The 15,889-nt window shown below is 64.6% G+C and carries 17 protein-coding genes; 4 read left to right on the forward strand and 13 right to left on the reverse strand.

Annotation, left to right across the window (positions count from 1 at the left end; translation table 11 throughout):
- Positions 1–88: 88 nt before the first annotated feature.
- The 11 genes from VFJ08_RS12085 to VFJ08_RS12135 all read right to left on the reverse strand — a co-directional run bounded on the left by VFJ08_RS12085 (position 89) and on the right by VFJ08_RS12135 (position 10,194).
- Positions 89–1,222 (reverse strand): carbohydrate porin, encoded by a 1,134-nt coding sequence (locus tag VFJ08_RS12085; RefSeq protein WP_324997469.1) that lies wholly within the window; start codon positions 1,220–1,222, stop codon positions 89–91.
- A gap of 130 nt (positions 1,223–1,352) precedes the next feature.
- The gene (locus VFJ08_RS12090) at positions 1,353–2,090 is read right to left on the reverse strand and encodes an imelysin family protein (protein ID WP_324997470.1); all 738 of its coding nucleotides are present in this window, start codon (positions 2,088–2,090) and stop codon (positions 1,353–1,355) included.
- A 138-nt stretch (positions 2,091–2,228) separates the two neighbouring features.
- Positions 2,229–3,905 carry a metal ABC transporter permease gene (locus VFJ08_RS12095; RefSeq protein WP_324997471.1) on the reverse strand — a complete coding sequence of 559 codons (1,677 nt, stop codon included), beginning with the start codon at positions 3,903–3,905 and terminating at the stop codon, positions 2,229–2,231.
- Positions 3,902–4,783: a metal ABC transporter solute-binding protein, Zn/Mn family gene (locus VFJ08_RS12100; protein ID WP_324997472.1), complete on the reverse strand. Its 882-nt coding sequence runs from the start codon at positions 4,781–4,783 to the stop codon at positions 3,902–3,904. The genes VFJ08_RS12095 and VFJ08_RS12100 overlap by 4 nt, the downstream gene beginning before the upstream one ends.
- Before the next feature lie 186 nt (positions 4,784–4,969).
- Positions 4,970–5,509: an iron transporter gene (locus VFJ08_RS12105; RefSeq protein ID WP_324997473.1), complete on the reverse strand. Its 540-nt coding sequence runs from the start codon at positions 5,507–5,509 to the stop codon at positions 4,970–4,972.
- A 60-nt stretch (positions 5,510–5,569) separates the two neighbouring features.
- Positions 5,570–6,970, reverse strand: coding sequence for a 4Fe-4S binding protein (locus VFJ08_RS12110; RefSeq protein WP_324997474.1), 1,401 nt, complete (start codon positions 6,968–6,970; stop codon positions 5,570–5,572).
- 97 nt (positions 6,971–7,067) lie between these two features.
- Positions 7,068–7,898: an FTR1 family iron permease gene (locus VFJ08_RS12115; RefSeq protein WP_324997475.1), complete on the reverse strand. Its 831-nt coding sequence runs from the start codon at positions 7,896–7,898 to the stop codon at positions 7,068–7,070.
- A gap of 21 nt (positions 7,899–7,919) precedes the next feature.
- Positions 7,920–8,255, reverse strand: coding sequence for a cupredoxin domain-containing protein (locus VFJ08_RS12120; protein ID WP_324997476.1), 336 nt, complete (start codon positions 8,253–8,255; stop codon positions 7,920–7,922).
- Between the two features lie 307 nt (positions 8,256–8,562).
- Positions 8,563–9,030, reverse strand: coding sequence for a hypothetical protein (locus VFJ08_RS12125; RefSeq protein ID WP_324997477.1), 468 nt, complete (start codon positions 9,028–9,030; stop codon positions 8,563–8,565).
- A 15-nt stretch (positions 9,031–9,045) separates the two neighbouring features.
- Entirely contained in the window at positions 9,046–9,303 is a 258-nt protein-coding gene (locus VFJ08_RS12130) for a hypothetical protein (protein ID WP_324997478.1), read from the reverse strand.
- A gap of 105 nt (positions 9,304–9,408) precedes the next feature.
- Positions 9,409–10,194 carry a TatD family hydrolase gene (locus VFJ08_RS12135; protein WP_324997479.1) on the reverse strand — a complete coding sequence of 262 codons (786 nt, stop codon included), beginning with the start codon at positions 10,192–10,194 and terminating at the stop codon, positions 9,409–9,411.
- 141 nt (positions 10,195–10,335) lie between these two features.
- Here VFJ08_RS12135 and VFJ08_RS12140 point away from each other — a divergent pair, with 141 nt between their 5' ends.
- The 4 genes from VFJ08_RS12140 to VFJ08_RS12155 all read left to right on the forward strand — a co-directional run bounded on the left by VFJ08_RS12140 (position 10,336) and on the right by VFJ08_RS12155 (position 14,095).
- Positions 10,336–11,016: a TIGR04211 family SH3 domain-containing protein gene (locus VFJ08_RS12140; protein WP_324997480.1), complete on the forward strand. Its 681-nt coding sequence runs from the start codon at positions 10,336–10,338 to the stop codon at positions 11,014–11,016.
- 66 nt (positions 11,017–11,082) lie between these two features.
- The gene (locus VFJ08_RS12145; RefSeq protein ID WP_324997481.1) at positions 11,083–12,984 is read left to right on the forward strand and encodes a sodium:proton antiporter; all 1,902 of its coding nucleotides are present in this window, start codon (positions 11,083–11,085) and stop codon (positions 12,982–12,984) included.
- Entirely contained in the window at positions 12,981–13,622 is a 642-nt protein-coding gene (locus tag VFJ08_RS12150; protein WP_324997482.1) for an alpha/beta hydrolase, read from the forward strand. Before VFJ08_RS12145 ends, VFJ08_RS12150 begins: the two co-directional genes overlap by 4 nt.
- A 20-nt stretch (positions 13,623–13,642) precedes the next feature.
- Positions 13,643–14,095: a TerB family tellurite resistance protein gene (locus VFJ08_RS12155; RefSeq protein ID WP_324997483.1), complete on the forward strand. Its 453-nt coding sequence runs from the start codon at positions 13,643–13,645 to the stop codon at positions 14,093–14,095.
- A gap of 24 nt (positions 14,096–14,119) precedes the next feature.
- Here the strand turns inward: VFJ08_RS12155 and metW are convergent, their stop codons facing one another.
- Together metW and metX are read right to left on the reverse strand one after the other, a co-directional pair.
- Positions 14,120–14,749 carry a methionine biosynthesis protein MetW gene (gene metW, locus VFJ08_RS12160; RefSeq protein WP_349257003.1) on the reverse strand — a complete coding sequence of 210 codons (630 nt, stop codon included), beginning with the start codon at positions 14,747–14,749 and terminating at the stop codon, positions 14,120–14,122.
- A complete protein-coding gene (gene metX, locus VFJ08_RS12165; RefSeq protein WP_324997484.1) occupies positions 14,746–15,888 on the reverse strand; it encodes a homoserine O-succinyltransferase MetX in 1,143 nt (380 codons plus the stop codon). The genes metW and metX overlap by 4 nt, the downstream gene beginning before the upstream one ends.
- Position 15,889: the final 1 nt, after the last annotated feature.

Consider the following 15,889-nt stretch of genomic DNA (forward strand, 5'->3'; position numbering starts at 1 on the left):
GCCTTGTCAAATCCAGGCCGGACATGCGCCGGCCTTGATTTGGCGAGGCGTTGAAAACAGCCGATCTTTCGGCTGTTTTGTTGCCACATTAATAAAACTCGTAGCCGACACGCGTACCGCCGATCAGAACGTCGTCCCGGCCGGCCTCGAATCCGGCATTATTGATGTACTGGAGGTCCGGGGATACATAAAAGGAACCGGCAACGTTGATACGCCAGTAGGCTTCGGCCCGATAAATCGGGTCGGAATCGAATGCCAACCGGCCGGAATCGCCGGTCCGGGCCACGGCTACGCCGAGCGTCGTATCGCGATTCGCGAATCGAAGCGGTAGCTCATACGCCAGCGACAGAAAGTTCGCGGCCGCCTGAGCGTCCTCGTTGGCGATGCCGGCGCGGCCCTCCAAGCGGCCCGCTGCAAGTGGCGTTCCCGCCAGTGCATAGAGGCCGTAACCGTTTTCACCGCCGTCGGTGCGGCCCAGAGGCGCGACCTCTCCGGTGTCGTACCACACGCCGGCCTGGGCCGTGTATCCATCGGCGTGCCAATCCAGTTCGGCCCCGGTGAACACGCCCTTGCGATAGCCGCCCCGATGCCCGCCAACCGCGAACACATTGTGGTAGGTCGGATCGTCCTCGGCCTGTAAGCCGCTATCACTGCCGACAAACAGTTTGTAGCCCAGATGTCCGGGAGTGTTGCCTTGATAGGCGCCGCCAAGAACAAAACTCGGAAAACCGATGGTCGGGTTGTTCACGAACGCGCCGGCCAAGAATTGCGTGTATTCGGTATTGGCCACGTCGTTGCCGTCCAGAACCGCGGTGGGGTCCAGCAGGCCGGCGCGCAAATCGCCCAGCCCCATCGGTAATTCGTAGAACAACTGCGTTACCGCGATGCGGCCGTCGCCGTCGCCGTCGGTGGTTTCGCCCACGCTGGCGTTCGAGCCGTAGAAACTGGAAACGCCGTGGTCGGCCGGCGTGGTGGCGGCGCGCACTTCCAGATTCCAGGCGCCCGGCCCCATGTCCAGCGCGCCAAAAAGATACAGCTCGCCGTTGGCCTCGTCGTCGATTTTTTGACCGTCGATGTGCGATTCGCCGGTCGCCTGGTAGGTGCCGATGACGATGCCTTCCAGATAGGCGTTGTCGTCGGCATCAGCGGCCGCGGCCGGGCCGGCGATACCGGCCGCAAGCAGCGCGGCGCCGGCCAAGCCGCCGCAAGTCTTCGTTCGCATGATTGAATCTCCCTGAGTCTTTCTTGGGTTTTCGGCTGACGGCGGTCGCTCGCCCGGAGACGACCGCGGTTTAGGCAATCAAGCCGCGCCCGGTCAGCCCGGCGAGCGTCGGCACTGCTTGGTTTTTGTCTTATTCTTCCAACTCGGCCGGCTGCAGGCCGAGCTGCCCGGCCGCTTCTTGCAGGTCGGCGACCAGGGCGGTGCTTGCCTGGCGCGCCGCGGCCTTGTCCAGCCGCGCATAGCCGCTCGCCGCGTTCAGGACCCCGGCCAGGCGGATGATGTCGGCGGTAATCGCCTGATCCAGCGCGCCGTTTTCTTGTTGAAGCTGCGGCCGGAACGCAAGCGCGTAGGTCTCCTGGATGGCGATGATGTTATTGCGGTAATCGCGCAGTGAGGTGTTGGAAAAAGGCGACTCGGGGTAGGCCATCTTGGCGTGGCCGAGTTCGTGGGCCAAGCCCGTCAGCCCGTTCATCAAGGTTTGCGCGTGGGCGTTGAAGTCGGTCTGTTCGATCGCGGTACGAAACTGCTTAGCCTGCTTCGTGACCGCTGCGGCCAATGCCTCGGCTCGCTCGAAATCCGCACTTTGTGCTGCGCCGCCGGCAAAGAGGAGCCGCTCGATCGCGTGCTCGCCGGCCTTGGCCGGCGCGCCTACCGGATGCTGGTCGATCGCCGTGTCCGCTTTGGGAAACATCGTCCCCGAAAAAGTCTCGCAGTGCTCGTAGGCCGGCCGCATCGCGTTCCAGGCCCGCTGCGCGCGGACCCCGTTCCCGGATTGCAGCGCCTGCTCGAGCTGCTCGGCACCCGCCACCGCGCGGCTGGCCCAGTATTCGGCCATCGGCTTGTAATCCGCCGGCGCGGCCTGGGCCACCGAAGCCACGCCCAGCCCCGCGGCGAGCACGCAAAGCAAGCCGTACCCGGTTTTTTGCAACGTCATCATGATCCCTTGTTTGGTATTGGCGTAGGGACTGTAAAACGAATGAGAATCAATATCAAATAAGTATTATTCTCAATCCGGCGGCGGCCTACACCGCCGCGGCCCGCGTCCGCCAAGGCGTGCCGTGAACGCCTCGAAACCGGGCCGGACCCGATGGGTCGCCGTCAGCCCGGCGAGTGCGTAGCAGAAAAAGCTCAGGCCGGCGATGCAGGAGGTAGCCGGCACATTGACGTAGTACGACAGCGTCAAGCCGGCCCAAGTCTGGGCCAGCGCCAGGGCCACGGTCAGCGCCAACCCGCTGGCCACGCGCCCGGTCCAGGCCTGGGCCGCGGCCGCCGGCCCGACGAAGATCGCGAAGCTCAACAGCGCGCCGATCACCGGCACGGCTACCGCGGCGGTGCCGGCCAGAACCAGCAGAAACAGGATGTTGATGAAGGCGATCGGCAGTCCGCGGGCACGCGCGGCCTGCGGGTTGAGGCTGGCAAAGCGCAGCGGCCGGAACAGCACGGCCAATAACAACACCACCCCCAGCAAGACGATTGCGGTCAGGCGCAACTGCCCGGCGCTGATGCCCAGCACGCTGCCAAACAGGATGCCGATGGCGGCGTTGGCGTTGGCGCTGTAGCGATTGACGAACAGAATGCCGAGGCCCAGCGAGAACATCAGGATCATGTCGACGCTGATATCGCGCTCGCCGAGGTCCTCCCCGGAGGCGGCCATCAGGAGCGCCGCGGCGAGCACGAATACGAACAGGCCGAGCATGGGGTCCGCGCCGATCAGCGAGGCGCCGGCGGCGCCGGCAAAGCCCAGGTTGCTCAAGGCGTGGGACGCAAACGCCTGGCGCCGCAGCACCACGAAATAGCCCACAGCCGAGCCGGCCACCGCGATACAGGTGGCCGCGGCGAACGCATGACGCATGAACGCCATGTCCAGCGGCGCCGGCCAGCTCACGAGGCCAGCCGCTGCCGCGCCGGCGCGGCCGGACGCCCGGTCACGCATGACCACGATCTGGCCGTGCGTGCGCACCACGTGCATGGGCACGCCGTAGAGCGCGCTCAAGACATCGTCGGTGAGGATGGTTTCCACCCCGCCGATGCGTCCGCCGCCGCCGGCCAGATACAGCACCCGGTCGGCGATTTCGGCAACCGGGTTCACGTCGTGGGTGCTGAACAGCACGCTGATGCCGTGCGCGTCGCGCAGGTGCGCGGCGAGTGCCACGATCCGGTCCTGGGCGGCCGGATCGAGCTGGGCCAGCGGCTCGTCCATGAAGATCAGCCGCGGCGCGTTGACCAGCGCCTGGGCGATCAACAGGCGCTGGCGCTGGCCGCCGGACAGCGCCGCCAAGCGGCAGCGCGCGAGGTCTTCGGCGCCGACCTGGGCGAGCGCTCGATCTACCGCCCGGGCCGCCGCGCGCGGGCGCAACGTGATGCCCCAGCGCTGGCCCTGATAAGCGGCGGCGACGAAATCGCGGCCGATGAAGCCGCCGTCGTGCGCCAGGCGATGCATCTGCGGCACGTAGGCAACGGCCTTGCGCGCGCGGGCCGGCGGCCCGCCGAGCACGTCAACCGCGCCCGCGCGCGGCGCGATCAGGCCGAGCATCACTTCGAACAGCGTGGTCTTGCCCGAGCCGTTCGGCCCCACCAGCGCGGTAAAGCTCGCCGGCGGCACGGAAAACGACAGCGCGCTGAAGACGTTGTCGCGGCCTTTGCCGGCCGCGATATCGTGCGCCGCAATCGCGGGTTCGGTCATGGCGAGGTACCCGCGCCGCTGTGCTCGGATTGATCGAGCGCTTTTGCCACGCCTTCGAGCGTGTCGATCACCCACTGCGCGTAATTTTCGCCGTGCAACGGCAGTTCGGTGACGGCCGCGACCGGGACGCCCGCTTCCTTGGCTTTTTTACGATAGCTCTGGGTCAGCCGGCTATGCACTTCGGCGTTATAAATAAGCAGTTGCACCTTGTGTTGCTGCAAGCCCTGCATAAAACGCTTGACCTGCTGCGCGCTGGGCTGGGTGCCCTCCATCGTCGCAAACTGGGCGTCGTGATAGAGATCGTGATAACCCAGCAAGCGGATCATATAGCCGAAAACCGGCTCGGTCGCGGTCACCGTCAGGTTCGGATGGGCCGCGATCAGCGCTTGTACTTTGGCGTAGATCGGCAGCAACTGTTTTTTAAACTCTCGCAGATTGGCTTGATAGTCATGCTTGTGCGCCGGGTCGATCTGCGCCAGGGCGTGCGCGACCGCACTGGCGGTCGCCAGCATGATGCGCGGGTCGTAGAACAGATGCGGATTGTCGTCGGGCATCACCATGGCGCTGCCCGCTGCGCTAGCCTTGATGACGCGCCGATGCGCGCTGGGCGTGCCTTTGAGCAGCGGCAACATCCAGCCGTCGTATCCCAGGCCGTTCATGACCACCAGATCAGCGCTCGCCAATAGCCGGCCGATGCGCGGGCTGGCCTTGAACTCGTGCGGGTTGACGGCGGGGCTGTCCAACAGCGAGGTCACGTCCACGTGGTCGCCGCCGATGGTTCGGACCATGCTGCCGTAGCTGTTTTCCGCGGCGACTACCGACACGTTCGCCGCAAACGCCGCCGGGGCGCAGGTCACGGCCAGGACAAACAACAGCATCAGCCCGGCGCGTTGTGGCAAACGACGGAGAGGGAAATTTTTCTGCATGAAATGAACCGGCGCGCGAAAGGAAATTGTATCCATTTAATATACGTTATAACATAACATAAAAGATATGCAAACAATGCCCACTGTGGTTCAGGCGCTCAGCCGGATCCGGAGACGCGCTATGACACTCGCGCCCGGCTAATAGCCGCCTTTCTTGCCAACCCCTATATAGGTGAAGGTCCAGGCGTGTTTGAACGGGGGCCACCAAGGCGCTACGCCGGTGTCTTTCGTCGTGTGCCGAAGAAAACCGGTGTATGGCGGAGGCGCGATCTTGAAACTCGCGGTGTATTTGCCGGGGCCGTCGAGGTTGACGTTGGCCCCGTAATGGGGGCCGTCGTTGGCGACCATCGCCATCAGCGTGCCGAATGTCGACCAGTCCGAGCCTTTTTTCCGGATTTCATAGCTGACCGTCAGCGCCGGGATCCATGAACCGGGCTGGAATCCGCGTTTGTTGCTCTTGTCGGCATGAATATCCAGCTCCAGATGGATATCGGCTTTTTTATTGACGCCGGGCATGGCCGGCGCCATTTCCACCGACTGAAGATACACGGGTTGAATGATCAGGCCATGCGCCACCAGTGGCTTGCCCAGCGCATGCTCGGAGCCGGCGAGCGCGGTGCCACAAGTCAGCGCGAGCAGAAAAATAAGGCCGGCGGCCGCAAATTTTCGCAGTTTCATCGAGTATTCTCTGGTAAGAATGAGAATGGATAATGTGGGCCGATTGAAAAGCTCCCCATCTCAGAGGGCGATCCCAAACAGGGCCGGGCTCCAGGCCAGGCCGATCAGGCCGATACCGGCCACTGTCGGCAGCGCCGCCGCGAAACAGCGCCGGCCGGAGAGTCCCTGTCGGGCCAGTAGTCGGCGGGAAAGAGCTAGGCTCCAGGCAACGCTAAGGCCAAACAGGCCGATCTTGATCGATTCGATGATCCAGCCCGAGACGCCGACCTCGACAAATGCTGAAAACAGCCGACCGCCCAAGCCGATGACGAGCGAGACCATCGCCACCGGCATATAGGCGTAGGCCAGTTCAACGAACCGCTGGCGCCACGCCAGGTCGCCGCCGAGCCGGCCCGCCAGCCAGCTTGAGATCGCCGTTGCGATCGACAGCAGTAGCGTCAGCACGGCCGCGCAGGCCAGCATGAAGCCGCAGATCATGAAGAAATCCAGCCACACGAATGTTTCGCGCGCCGCGGGATGCACCACCATCAGCCAGCTCGGGCCGGACGTTCCGATCCAATACCAACCGTGATCGATGGCCCAGGTACCGATCATGGTCCGTAGCACGCCGTACTGCGGCAGTACCAGCCATAGAAAGCCGCCCAGCGCGAGGCCGGTGGCCAGAAACAAGAACCAAACCTCGGCGGCATTCGGATTGTGATCGCGTATTTGTGCGACCTCACGGCCGGGTCGGCGGAAGGCCAGCCGCAGCCCGCCGCGCGCCTCGGGGTTCACGCAGCGAAAACACTCGATGCAGTGGCGCGACTCGTGCTTGCGATTGATGTCGATCATGGTCGGGCAGATGCCCTTCTCGGTGTAGGCATCGCCGCCGGGCTTCGGCCTTTTGGGCAGGAATTGCACCGCGCCGATGCGGGAAAAAACGCCGAGCATCAGGCCGATCGGACACATGTGGCGGCACCACGCCCGCGCGCTGCGCCCCGGACCGTATACAAACCCCAACACCGCGGCCGCCGCGAAGGTCAGGCCGAAGACTTCGGCGATGCCGGTGGCATAGTCGCGGGCGCCGACGGTCTGCGCCAGAATCGTGATCACCACAAAGCTGACGATCGGCGTTCCGCGCCAACTCACCCAGCGCGGCACCGGCCGTTTCAGGCCGACTCGGTTGGCCCACTCGGATGCCGCCCCGAGCGGACACAGAACACCGCACCAACTGCGGCCGGTGAAGATCACCGATACGAACACCAGCGGAAACCAAAGGCCCCAGATCACGAAGTTCGCGAACAACGCGAAATTGTTCCAGAAATGCTCGCTGCGGCTGATCGGAATCGGCAGAAACAGCGGCACGATCGTCAGCACCGCGAAACCGAAGAACATGATCACGTGAATCCGGTCGAGCCAGTGCCGGCGCGGTGTGACCCAGAGCTCGAACCGATACGCCCAGCCGCTGCGCGGTTTCTGCACACGCTTTCGGCCCCCGGACTCCTCAATTCGAATCGGGATATCCGACAATCGGTCGCGGGTACTGCGGGGCGCTGTGTTCATGGTTGCAAGCGCCCGGTCACGCCGTGGCGCCACCGCGCGCGACCGGCCGCGCGCGATTGACCCAACGGCTGCCGCTGTAGATACCGACGATCGTCAGCGCGTAGAACAGCAATTGGATGCCGGACGGTCGCTGCGTATAGCCGATCAGCACGTGCAGCACCCGGCCGATAATCGAGCGCTGGTCGAGCAGCCAGGCCGTATCCCAGAGCGTGCCGCCGAGGCTCGGCAGTACACCGGCCTGGCTGAGCAGGCCGGCGGCTTGGGCCGACAGACCGGCGGCCAGCAGCATGATCATCCAGCCGGTGACACGGAACAACTGTGAAAGAGGAATGCGCAGCAGGCCGAAGTACAGCAAGCAGCCGACCAGCACACCCAGTGCGAGACCGCCGACACCGCCGATCGCCATCGGCGTGGCCTGCGCGCCGCTGGCAAAGATGCCGTAGGTGAACAGCGCGACCTCGGAGCCTTCGCGCAGGACCGCCATCATCACGACGACCAGCAGCATATAGAGCGGTTTGCGGCCGCTGGCGACATCGTGGCCGGCCGCTTTCATTTGGGCTGCCAACTCCTTGCCGTGCTGGCTCATCCAGATGTTATGCCAGGCCAGCATGGCGACGGCGATCAGCAGAATTCCGGCATTGAAGAATTCCTGGCCGCGGCCTGCCATCGCGGAGGCGATCGTGCCGGCGAACGCGGCCACGACGATCGAGCCGAGCACACCCAGCGCAATGCCGGCGGACACGTAACGTCCGCGCCCGTGAACGCCCTTGGCGGCGGCCATGACGATCGAGACCACGAGCGCGGCCTCGAGTACTTCGCGAAAAAAAATGATGGCGGTCGCTAGCATGGGATGCCCTCCAGCCGGATGCTATTTCGCGGTCAGCGTGCCGGTGGCCGACGGCGAGAATTCGTTAAAGAAATGATAGGTGCCGGCTTCGAGCGGCCCGATGTAGACCGGCAGCGTGGTGCCGGCGGGAATGACCTTCTCGACGGAAAAATCTTTGCCCTCGAACTCCGCCGGCAGCCCGCTCTGGTTGGCCACGGTGATCTTGACGCGCGTGCCGGCGGCAACGGTCAGCGCTTTCGGCTGAAACGCGTCGGTTTTGATCACGATCTTTGGGCTGGCGGCCTGCGCGGCCGCCGATGCGGCCAGTAACGTCAGTGACAGAAACCCGGCGAACAGGAAGGGAGGCAATGCGCGCATGATGGCGTGAATCGGTGATCCGTTTCACGAAGATAAACGAGAATCGTTCGTATTACAAAATGCCGATTCTGATGCGATGCGGTGCCCGCATCTTTCTACCGCGCAATCCTTCTCCCGATCATGGCGTCCGGCGTCGCCTGGTCGCCGAGCGGTTGCGCAGGCGATCGGGGCCGCGATCGTTGATAAAGGATCGCCCGAAGAGCCGGAACCTATCCGCGTCTCACAACAATCGATGCTGCCCGGCTGCCCGGGCCTTATCGCGCCCGGGACCGTTTGGCTATATTTTGTAGCCGGGAAGCACGCTAGCTCAATCGCGCTCGGCCAAACCCTGCATCGCCTGCAGCGCCTTGCGGGCGACCAACGGCCGAGCGGCGTCGTAGATCAGCCGGCGCATACTCGGGCTGGCGGCCACCAGCACCCCGGCGGACAAGGCCCCGACCACGGCGATGCCGGTATTCGCCTTGGCCCATTCGGTGGCCCGATCGCCGATGAACGGACGCAGTTGCTCCTCGATCTGATTATCCGTGCTGCGGTGCGATGCGCCTTTTTTCGCCTTGCTGCGCGCCTTGGCGATGATCAGCCCGACCAGGCCTAATATCAGGGTCAGACCAAGCAGGCCGCCACCGACGATCAGCGCCGAGAACCCGGCGCCGAGCGGTGCGGCGATCAGCCAGAACACGCCGAGGGCCAGGAACACGATACCGGTCAGCACGACCAGTATCGCCAGCCAAGCGATCAGGTGCAGCGACACCGCCGCTGCGATTTTATTCTTCACGGTCAACGTCGACGCCTAGCGCAGCAGCTTGCCGAGCACCAGGCCGATGCCGAAGGCGGCAAACACGCTGGTGAATGGCCGGGCTTCGATTTCGGCGCCGACTTCCTGGCTGCGCTTGCTGGCCTGGCTGCGCAGATCTTCGTAGGTGTGGCGCGCCTGATCGAGGCCGTCCTGATAGCGCTGTTCGCCGGAAGATCGAACGCTCTCGGCCAGCTCGCGTAGATCTTTGCGCAGGGCGTCGAGATCCTTTTTAAGGGCATCGGTTTCGTTCATTGGCCAATCCTGTTGTGTCGCAGCCATATCGAACCCCGAGCATAACGGGCTCGCGCGGGCCGCGCCATAGGTTGAATCACGCGGCCGCGCGGACGGCGGTTTGGGTCACAGATTGAAGAACCGCCGCGCATTGGCGGTGGTGATGGCCTCGATGTGCGCCGGCGCGGTATCTCTGGCGGCAGCGAGACGATCGCGGACCCAGGGCAGATAGGCCGGTTCGTTGCGCCGGCTCTTCGGTTTCGGCCGGATTGTGCGCGGCAGCAGGTAGGGGCAGTCGGTCTCGATCATGAGCCGGTCGTCCGGGATGTCGGCGGCGGCTTCGCGGAGGGCGCCGCCGCGCCGCTCGTCGCAGATCCAGCCGGTTATGCCGATATATAGATCCTCGGCCAGATAGTCGGCCAGCGGATCGCGGCCGTCGGTGAAGCAGTGGACAACCGCGCGCGACAAATGCGGCAGGTGTTCGCGCAGGATGGCGATGAAATCCGCGTGCGCGTCGCGCTGGTGAAGAAAAACCGGCATATCGTGTTCGGCCGCGACCCCGAGTTGCGCGGCGAACACGCGCCGTTGGACATCGCGCGGGCTGATGTCGCGAAAATAATCGAGCCCGGTTTCGCCGATCGCCACGATCCCGCCGCCGGCGGCCGAGGTACCCATCACTGCGGCGAGTTCGTCGCCCCAGTCGCGGGCATGATGCGGGTGCAGGCCGGCGGTGGCGAAGCAGCGCCCGGTATACGCGTCGGCGATATCGATGGCGGCCCGGCTGCTGGCCAGATCGCTGCCGGTGATCACGAGCTGCGCCACCCCGGCTTGTTGCGCGCGCCGGAGTACCGCGTCGCGGTCGTCGTCGAAACTGTCGTGCGCGAGATTTGCGCCGATATCGATCAGGGCCATGAAAGTGTTGTCGCGTGTCCGAAGTGCGCCGCGTAGTGTAGCGCGCCCGGTAATATCTCCGGTCGGGCTGCCGGCCGGGCTTTGCTACACTTTCGCATCGCCGGCACGGGGGCGGCCGCTTACACCAGTTCGAGGGATTCAATGCTCAATCGTATGGCGCTGACGCGCGCGCTCGGCGCGAGTCTGATCGGTATCGGCCTGCTGTACGCGGCCGCGGCGAACGCGGCGACGCAGTACGTGAGCGATCAACTGTCGATCAACATGCGCAGCGGCCCGGGCACGAAGTATCGGATCGAGCAACTGGTGGATGCCGGCGATCAACTCGAGACGCTGGGTTCATCCGATGGCTGGACGCATGTGCGCACGTCTTCCGGCCAGACCGGCTATGTGCTGACGCGTTTTCTCTCGGACCAGCCGGCCGCCCGCGAGCAGGTGGCCGACATGAAGCAGCAGGTGTCCGAGCTAAAGTCGGACAATGCGGATCTAAGGAAGGAACTAGCCCAAGCCCTGCACGGCTCCGACAAGCTGGGCAAACTCAAGAAGGACCTGATCGCCGAGAACAAAAAGCTCAAAGCGCAGTTGCAGGATATCCGCGCCACCTCGGCCGACGCGATTCGTATCGGCAAGGAAAACGAGAAGTACCGCAAACAACTGATGAGCCTGCGTTCGGACGTCGACCGACTGAAACATGAGAATCGGGCATTGCAGTCGCGCCGCGACGGCATGAAGATCGGCGCGCTGATCCTGTTCGGCGGTATCCTGCTCGGTCTCGTGCTGCCGATGTTCCGGCGTCGCCGCAAGGGCAACTGGGATTCGCTTTAGGCGACATCCGGCCCGGTTGCAGGGCGCGGAGCGCCTGTTATCCGACGACGGCCTGACGACGAGTCGATGGAACACAACCTTTCGCTGCTGCTGATCTCCATCATCGCGCTGGGCGTGTTCGTGCAGTGGATCGCCTGGTCGCTGCGCATGCCGGCGATCGTGTTGTTTCTGGTGTCGGGCGTGCTGGCCGGGCCGGTGCTCGGGTGGATGCAGCCGTCGGAGGATATCGGGCCGGTACTCTCGCCGCTCGTGGGCCTGGCGGTGGCCGTGATCCTGTTCGAGGGCGGCTTGTCGTTGCGCCTGCACGAATTCAAGGAAGCGGCCTCGGGCGTGCGCCGCCTGGTGACGCTGGGCCCGATGCTGTCCTGGGGGCTGTATTCGGCGGCGGCGTATTGGATCGGCGGGCTGGGTGTGCCCGTCTCGCTGCTGTTTGGCGCCATTCTGGTGGTCACCGGGCCGACCGTGGTTATTCCCATGCTGCGCCAGGCCGGCCTGAATCGGCGCACGGCGTCTTATCTGAAATGGGAAGCGATCATCAACGATCCGGTGGGCGCGCTGCTCGGCGTGCTGGTGCTGCAGTATTTCGTGCTGTCGGGCACTTATCCGAGCGCCGGCGGGAAGGTGGTCGTCGATCTGGGCCTGGCGATTCTGGTGGCGCTGGTGATGGGCAGCGGAGTGGCGTGGCTGCTCGGCTGGGCGTTCAATCGGGTCTGGGTGCCGGAATATCTGAAAGCACCGCTGACCGTTGCTTTCGTGCTCGTGGTGTATGGCGTCGCCAACCTGATCTTTGCCGAAGCCGGCCTGCTGGCGGTTGTGGTCATGGGCATGGCGATGGGCAACATGAACATCGCGGGCATGGCGGAATTGCGCCGTTTCAAGGAGTATGTATCGATTCTGATGGTGTCGGTGGTGTTTATCGTGCTCACCGCCGATCTCAGTCCAGAAGTGCTCCATCATCTGGACTGGCATGCCGCGGCGCTGGTGGCGGCCGTTTTGTTCGTGGTCCGTCCGTTGGTGGTCTGGCTGTGCACGCTGGGCGCCGGCATGGATTGGCGGGACCGGCTCCTGGTGGGCTGGATTGCGCCGCGAGGTATCGTGGCCTACGCGGTCGCCGGTGTATTCTCGGCGACCCTGGTCGATGCCGGCTACGAAGGTGCCCGGCAACTCCTGCCGCTGATTTTCGCCGTCGTTTTCGCCTCGGTGGTGCTGCACGGTTTCTCACTGGGCCGGTTGGCGCGCTGGCTGCGGCTTTCGGTCGAGCCCAACGGCGTGCTCATTGTCGGGGCCTCGCCGTGGTCGACCGAATTGGCGCGCGCGCTCAGTAACGAGTTGCATGTGCAGGTGCTACTGGTCGATTCGTCCTGGCACCGGCTGCGCGCGGCGCGCCTGGCCGGCGTGCGCGTGCTCTACGGCGAGGTTCTGTCGGAGACGATTCAACAATCGCTCGAGCTCAACGGCGTCGCCTGCATGTTGGCCGCGACTAGTAACGACGCCTATAACGCCCTGGTTTGTTCGTATTTCTCCAACAGCCTTGAGCATGATCGGGTATTTCAACTGCCGATGTATGCCGTCGACGAGAACAACGACGCCAGGGTCGTGGCCCGGCCGCTGCGCGGCCGGCCGGCGTTCGACGAATCGGCACAGTACGAGGAGCTCTGGCGGCGTCATTTCCAGAGCTGGCAGTTCTACAAAACCCGGATCACCGAAAACTACGGCTATGACGATCTCAAACGCGATCGCCCGGAAGAAGCCATTCCCATCGCCGTGCTGCACGACGATAAGACCCTGCTTCTGTCGCCGGCTTCCGGCGGCGCGCGGCCGGAAATCGGCGATACCATCATTTATTATGCGCCCAAGCGCACCGACGAGGATCGGCGCCGGGCGCGTGCCGAGCGCGCCGTGGCCGCCAGCACGCGTTCGGCCTCCGCGAGCGCGGGCGCGTCCGAGCCGGATAAGGAGTCGTCATGAGCAATCTGGAATGGCCGAGCGAGAACAGCGCACGTGGCTTCATCGACGGGCCGGACGGCGCGCTCGAAGTGGACATCGAGCTGCCGAAGGACGCGCCGCGTGGTTTCGTCGTGGTCGCGCATCCGCATCCGCAGCAGGGCGGCACCAAGGACAACAAAGTGGTCTATATGACCGCGCGCGGCGCCCGCGAAGCCGGGTTCGCCACGCTGCGTTTCAATTTCCGGGCCACCGGCAACAGCGAAGGCAGCTACGACGAAGGCCGCGGCGAACAGGACGATCTGCGCGCGGTGCAGGACTGGGCGGCCGCGGCTTCCGGGCTCGCGGCCGGCGGGCTGGCGGGGTTTTCTTTCGGCTCGGCGGTGGCGCTGCGGGTCGCGGCCGCCGACGGCGCACCGGGCCTGCTCACCATCGGTTTGCCGGCGGCTTATTTCGACGGCGCGCTGCCGCGGCCCGACTGCGATTGGCTGGCGCTGTTCGGCGACGCCGATGACGTGATCGACGTCGATGCCTCGATCGCGGCGGTGAAGCGACTCGAACCGGCGGTCGATGTCCAGATCATGCAAGGCGCGGGGCATTTCCTGCACGGTCGCCTTAGCGATCTGCGCAAGCGTGTGGAAACCTTTTGGGCCGGCCGGTAAGAGACAGAGGAAGAAACGCTATGGGATTGTTCGACCGACTCAAGGAAGCCATCCAGCCCGAGGACGCAAGCGCGCGCGATCCGCAACGCGCTCAGCGGATTGCCGCCGCCGTGCTGCTGCTGGAAATGGCTCACGCCGACAACAACCACGACTCGGCCGAATACGACGAGATTCGTCGCCTGCTCAAGGCGCATTTCGGGTTGTCGGACGACGAGGTCGCGGAACTGATCGATGCGGCGGCCCCGAAGGCGCGCACCTCCGTTTCGCTCTACGAGTATCTCAAGACACTCAACGACGGTCTGGACGTGGGCGAGAAGCGCGAAGTGCTCGAAATGCTGTGGCGCGTCGCTTATGCCGACAACGAACTCGACGCCCACGAGGAAGGTCTGCTGCGCGATTTGGCGGACTTGCTCTATCTACCGCACGAACAGTTTCTCAAGGCCAAGTTCAGGGTTACCGGCGAATCGATCTGAGTGCCCGCCGGCGCGGCGCGCGCGCTATCCGCGCCCGCGCAGCTGATATAGGGCGATCTCGCCGAGCAGGTTGGGCGCGGCGCGCATCGCGGCGTGGGCGCGGTGGGCATGATTCACGAAATGCCGCCGCACGATCTCGACCCGCTTGGTCGCACAGAGCTGCTCGAAGTCGCGCACCGTGCATAGGTGGATGTTCGGCGTGTTGTACCAGCGATTGGGCAGGGCGCGCGAGGACGGCATCACGCCGTGCCAGGCCAGGCGCAGCCGCATGCGCCAGTGCGCGAAGTTGGGAAAAGTCACGATCGAGCCCCGGCCGATGCGCAGCATTTCGTCGATCAGCGTGTGCGGGCTCTGGACTTCCTGGATCGCCGAGCTCATCACGACATAGTCGAAGCTGTCGTCCTCGAATTGGCCGAGCCCGGCGTCGAGATCGAGCTGGAGCACGTTCACGCCGGCCGCGATCGAAGCGATGACGTTGTCGGGATCGATCTCCAGGCCGTAGCCGCGCACGTTTTTGGTCGCCTCGAGATGGGCGAGCAGGGCGCCGTTGCCGCAGCCGAGATCGAGCACCCGCGTACCGGGCGCGATCCAGTCCGAGATCAGCGCGAGATCCGCGCGCAGGCCGTTGCGGGTCGGCGTGTCCTGGGTGTTCATGCGCCCACCTCGACGGCGACGCGGCTCATGTAGGCCTTCATCGTGTTCACGTAGTGCGGCATGGTCAGCAGAAAATCGTCGTGACCGAGATCGGATTCGACCTCGGCATAGGCGACTTGCTTGCCGGCGTCGACCAGCGCATCCACGATTTCGCGGGATCGGGCTGGCGCGAAGCGCCAGTCCGAGGTGAACGAGATCACCAGAAAGCGCGCGCGGACGGGCGCGAAGGCCGCGGCCAGGTTGCCGCCGGTGGCATGGGCCGGATCGAAATAATCCAGTGCCTTGGTCATCAGCAGGTAGGTGTTCGCATCGAAGCGGGTAACGAACGACTCGCCCTGATAGCGCAGATACGACTCGACCTGAAACTCGACGTCGAAGCCGTAGTTGATGTGGCCGGCTCTGAGATCGCGGCCGAACTTGGCGCGCATGGCATCGTCGGACAGATAGGTGATGTGGCCGAGCATGCGTGCCAACATCAGCCCGCGGCGCGGGACCACGCCGTGCTCGTAATAGTGGCCCTGGTGAAACTGAGGGTCGGTGACGATGGCCTGGCGCGCGATTTCGTTGAAAGCGATGTTCTGGGCCGAAAGCTTCGGCGCCGAGGCAATCACCACCGCGTGCGCCAGCCGATCCGGGTAGTCGATCGACCACTGCATGACCTGCATGCCGCCGAGGCTGCCGCCGACCGCGGCCGCCCAGCGTTGGATGCCGAGATGCTCGCGCAGCAGATTTTGCGAGCGCACCCAGTCGCCGACGGTGACCACCGGAAAGTCCGGCCCGTAATGACGTCCGGTTTCCGGATTGGGGCTGCCCGGGCCGGTCGAGCCGTTGTAGCAGCCGAGATTTGCCGGCGACACCACGAAAAAGCGATTGGTGTCGATCATCTTTCCCGGGCCGACGCATTTGTTCCACCAGCCCGGCTTGGCGTCGTCGTCGCTGTGATAGCCGGCGGCGTGATGGTTGCCGGACAGCGCGTGGCAAATGAGTACCGCGTTGGAGCGGTCCGCGTTGAGCGTGCCGTAGGTCTCGTAGACCAGATCGAACCCCGCCAGTTGCTTGCCGCAGTCGAGCGCCAGCGGCTCGTCCACGTGCAGGGTTCGGGGCTCGACGATACCGATCGAGTGGGCGGGCGATTCCATG

Source organism: Salinisphaera sp., assembly GCF_035690525.1.
Classification (GTDB): domain Bacteria; phylum Pseudomonadota; class Gammaproteobacteria; order Nevskiales; family Salinisphaeraceae; genus Salinisphaera.